Below are 3978 nucleotides of genomic sequence, written 5' to 3'. Positions count from 1 at the left end.
ATATTATTCAACTCCGCCAAAGCGCCCGACAACTCTTCCGATGATTTCAACTTCATCTTTTGGGGCAACATAGGTCGGATAGTCTTTATTATCCGAAATAATATCAAGTTTACCATCAATCCGTACTTGCAACCTCTTAATAAAAAGTCCATGTTCGGTTCTAATTGTAAATATTCCGCCACGACTAATATCGGTTTTTGAACGATTTATAAAAATGATATCGTTATAGCTAAAAGAGGGTTCCATAGAATCACCCGACACGTTAATCGCTTCAATATGACGCAACTCTTTTTCACCGCCCAAAGAGAGGACAAAATTATCTTCTAGCATCAGAGGCTCAAATTCTAATTCTTCATTATCGGCGCCTCCCCCTGCTGAGGCGTTTACCGAAGAGAAGTAACGTACCATATAAAAGCGGTTTGTCGGTTCAATCAAACTCTCGGGTGATTGATTATATAAAAGCCAGTTGATGGCTATTGAGCGTTTTGCACAAAAATCGAGTAATTCATTAAAGGGAATTTTATTCCGTTTTTTCATTGTAGCAAAATTCATCTGGGTAATGTCCAACAAATCGGCTACGTCTTTATCAAATACTTTTTTTTCTGGAAAGTCGGAAGAGACAATATCTTTAATCGTCTCGACAATATCACTGAATGTTTTCATAATGAAATCCTTTTGATATATCGATAGTGTATTGTAGGAATTATGACATAGTTTTTCAAAATATATGACAAAATGAAATATTTTTTAGATGATTTGTCAAAACAACTTACTATTTGCCTAATATAATTCAAGGAGCTGACAATGGCAAAGGTTATTCGCCAAGCAAACGGATGGATGGACAAACTGGAGATGAAAATGGGAGAGTGGGCAGAGAGACTGTTTTAGTCCTCTTTATTATCCCGTTCAAGTCGTGAAAGATGGTATCCACGGAAGATATAAACTAAAAAAAGAACCAACAGTACAATAACTACCGTATCAAGTATTTGCATCAACATTACATCATCTTTCGGTACATATTAAAATTTTGTTTGATTGCCTCGTAGAGGATTATTCCGCTACTAATAGCAAGATTGAGACTCCGTCCCTCTTTCGTCATAGGGATAGTCATTGTCTGATTTGGATACGCTTCCAAAACTTCAGAAGGTATTCCTGCCGTTTCACTTCCGAAAAAAAGATAGTCCCCCTCTTCAAATTCATGTTCAAAATAAGGGCGATCCGTTTTTGTCGTGGCAAAGAAAAAACGCTTCCTAACCGGATGGGCATCCATAAACTCTTCCAGACTCTCCCAAACGTGTAAATCGATTTTATGCCAGTAATCGAGTCCTGCACGGCGAACTGCTTTTTCATCGATGTCAAATCCAATCGGCTTAATTAGATGGAGTGAGGAACCAGTATTGACGCAAAGGCGTCCGATAGCACCCGTATTATTCGGAATTTGCGGATGAACTAATACAATGTTAAACATTTAAAAAATAATCGTTTTGTTGGCATGAACAAATATACGATCTTCCAATGCCAGTTTCAAGGCTTTTGATAAAACGATTTTTTCGACATCGCGCCCTTGTCGCTGCATCTCTTCCCAACCGTGAGCATGATTAATATGGATAACGTCTTGAGCAATAATCGGCCCTTCATCCAAATTGTTGTTCACAAAATGAGCCGTTGCCCCGATAATTTTTACACCCCGTTCATACGCCTGTTTATATGGATTAGCTCCAATAAAAGCGGGGAGGAACGAATGGTGAATATTAATGATTTTATCTTCATATGCCTCAACGAATCGCGGTGTCAAAATACGCATGTATTTGGCAAGTACGATATAGTCGATATCACCGAGTTCTGAGAACTGTGCAAGCACGCGCTTTTCATGCTCATCCCGATCACACCCCTCATGCGATACGGTATAAAAAGGGATATCAAATTTTGAAACTAACGGCTCTAGCAAGTTATAGTTAGAGACTACCCCGACAATATGACAATCAAGTTCACCTGCTTCGTAGCGGATTAAAATATCCCCTAAAGCGTGGGACTCTTTTGTTGCCATTAAGACAACCCGCTTTTTACGAGGAGCTATCACCTCGAGATGCGCGTGAGGAGGCAATACCGATGCCAATTCACTTTTGAGTACATCCGGAGCGATTTCGCCGGCGACAACACTGCGCATAAAAAATTTATTGTGTGCTTTGTCTACAAATTCATTATTGGAGATGATATTAAGATTGCGATGAAAAAAGATACTTGATACTTTGTATACAAGCCCCTTTTCATCATTACAATGGATTAATATCCTATAGTGTTCATTCATTCTATTTCCTCTGTCTTGAGAGCGCTTAAGACTCTTTAATTGTCTCTAAGCGATTGTCGATGGTTGCTAAAAGATATTCGAAGAAATTGAGGGTCAAGTCGACTTTAGCTTCTATTTGTGTATTGTTAGGGGATTGAAATCCTTCAAAAAGGACGAGTAAACGCTCTCGAATCCCTTCCAACATCCGAGCTTCGTCATCCCGAACCGCATGAACCGTCTCTATTACAGTTTGAACTGTCTCAATGTGCGGCACTTTGGTAACGGCTACCTCTTCAAAAACAGGACGGACTCTCTCTTCAACAATACGTTCAGGTTGTTCAACACTCTCAGGTGCACTCGATAACTCTTCAATTTCGGCTAATGTAGATAATATGACATCTTTTAATTCCATGCTTTCATCAACCACCTTTCAAACTGAATAAATTCTGCCTCTTCTTCCATTTGTATAAAAAAAGTTTTCATTTCGTTATTAACCCCTAAAAACTTTTTACGCATTCCTGAGAGGCGTCGAATCGCGATTTTTGCATCGGCATTAGAAGGGTCTTTTTTCAAAATCTCTTTATAGATTTCAAGAGCATCTTCTTTTAGCCCTTGAAGCTCGTAAATATTGGCGAGAGTTAGCGTTTGCATTTGGCCGCAAAGTTGGCGATGATAGAACCCATCTCGCTAGTCGAGCATACTTCTTTTGCATCAAATCCTGCAATGTCTTTCGTACGGTACCCCTCAGCAAGTGCTTGTTTGATCCCGTAATCGATACGATCCGCCGCTTTGTGTTCGCCCAATGCAAAACGGAGCATCATCGAAGCACTGGCGATCGTTGCGATAGGGTTGGCAATCCCCTGCCCCGCGATATCGGGAGCCGAACCATGAATCGGCTCATACACGCCGATTGCGGCTCCTACCGATGCAGAGGGGAGCAAACCGATAGAACCTGATAGCATACTTGCCTCATCGCTGAGGATATCGCCGAAAATATTCCCGGTCAAAATAACGTCAAATTGTTTCGGATCACGGATCAACTGCATTGCCGCATTATCGACGTACATATGGGAAAGTTCCACTTCAGGATATTCCTTTGCCACCTCTTCAACCACTTCACGCCATAACTGGCTGACATCAAGGACATTGGCTTTATCAACCGAACATACTTTTTTAGAGCGGTCCATCGCGATTTTAAACGCAACGTGAGCGATACGGATCACTTCATCACGAGTGTACACCATCGTGTTCCATCCGCGATTCTCATCTCGCCCTTTCGGCTCACCGAAATAGATCCCGCCGATAAGTTCACGGACAACCATCAAATCGACCCCTTTGACGATTTCAGGCTTGAGGGAGCTGGCATTGACAAGCTCATCATAGACGTTTGCAGGACGGAGATTGGCAAATACACCGAGCTCTTTACGGAAACGGAGCAATCCGCTCTCAGGACGTTTTTCTCTCGGGAGAGTATCCCATTTGGTTCCGCCGATAGCACCGAAAAGTACGGCATCGCTCGCTAAAGAGATATCAATCGTCTCTTGCGGCAACGGATCGCCTGTCACATCGTAAGCGCATCCCCCCATAAGGGCTTCTTGATAGTTAAACTCTAAATTCTCACACGCTGCGACCGCATCGAGTACTTTTACCGCTTCGTCAATAATTTCAGGACCGATTCCGTCCCCTTTTAT

6 protein-coding genes are annotated in these 3978 nt (G+C 41.8%); all 6 read right to left on the bottom strand.

Going from position 1 to position 3978, the window contains the following annotated elements; all coding sequences use genetic code 11:
* Positions 1-3: 3 nt before the first annotated feature.
* Positions 4-663, bottom strand: coding sequence for a S24 family peptidase (locus tag A2517_RS00770; RefSeq protein WP_294893458.1), 660 nt, complete (start codon positions 661-663; stop codon positions 4-6).
* A 334-nt stretch (positions 664-997) separates the two neighbouring features.
* Complete coding sequence (locus A2517_RS00765) at positions 998-1468, bottom strand: tRNA (cytidine(34)-2'-O)-methyltransferase (RefSeq protein ID WP_294893457.1); 471 nt, start codon at positions 1466-1468, stop codon at positions 998-1000.
* Positions 1469-2308 carry a formyltetrahydrofolate deformylase gene (gene purU, locus A2517_RS00760; protein WP_294893456.1) on the bottom strand — a complete coding sequence of 280 codons (840 nt, stop codon included), beginning with the start codon at positions 2306-2308 and terminating at the stop codon, positions 1469-1471.
* Positions 2309-2333: 25 nt separating this feature from the next.
* Positions 2334-2699, bottom strand: a complete 366-nt coding sequence (locus tag A2517_RS00755; protein ID WP_294893455.1) for a hypothetical protein — start codon at positions 2697-2699, stop codon at positions 2334-2336.
* Positions 2690-2938 carry a tetratricopeptide repeat protein gene (locus A2517_RS00750; protein WP_013459848.1) on the bottom strand — a complete coding sequence of 83 codons (249 nt, stop codon included), beginning with the start codon at positions 2936-2938 and terminating at the stop codon, positions 2690-2692. Before A2517_RS00750 ends, A2517_RS00755 begins: the two co-directional genes overlap by 10 nt.
* The coding region (gene leuB / locus A2517_RS00745) for a 3-isopropylmalate dehydrogenase (protein ID WP_294893454.1) at positions 2926-3978 on the bottom strand (1053 nt) is incomplete at its 5' end. The genes leuB and A2517_RS00750, both read right to left, overlap by 13 nt.

The organism is Sulfuricurvum sp. RIFOXYD12_FULL_44_77, from assembly GCF_001830725.1.
Taxonomy (GTDB): Bacteria; Campylobacterota; Campylobacteria; order Campylobacterales; family Sulfurimonadaceae; genus Sulfuricurvum; species Sulfuricurvum kujiense_A.
The sequence above is the reverse complement of the archived record's forward strand: the minus strand, read 5'-3'. Positions and strand labels throughout refer to the sequence as shown.

Coding starts and splice junctions, on each gene's coding strand:
- A2517_RS00770 (WP_294893458.1), bottom strand. CDS start 663: ATGAAAACATTCAGTGATATTGTCGAGACGATTAAAGATATTGTCTCT.
- A2517_RS00765 (WP_294893457.1), bottom strand. CDS start 1,468: ATGTTTAACATTGTATTAGTTCATCCGCAAATTCCGAATAATACGGGT.
- purU (WP_294893456.1), bottom strand. CDS start 2,308: ATGAATGAACACTATAGGATATTAATCCATTGTAATGATGAAAAGGGG.
- A2517_RS00755 (WP_294893455.1), bottom strand. CDS start 2,699: ATGGAATTAAAAGATGTCATATTATCTACATTAGCCGAAATTGAAGAG.
- A2517_RS00750 (WP_013459848.1), bottom strand. CDS start 2,938: ATGCAAACGCTAACTCTCGCCAATATTTACGAGCTTCAAGGGCTAAAA.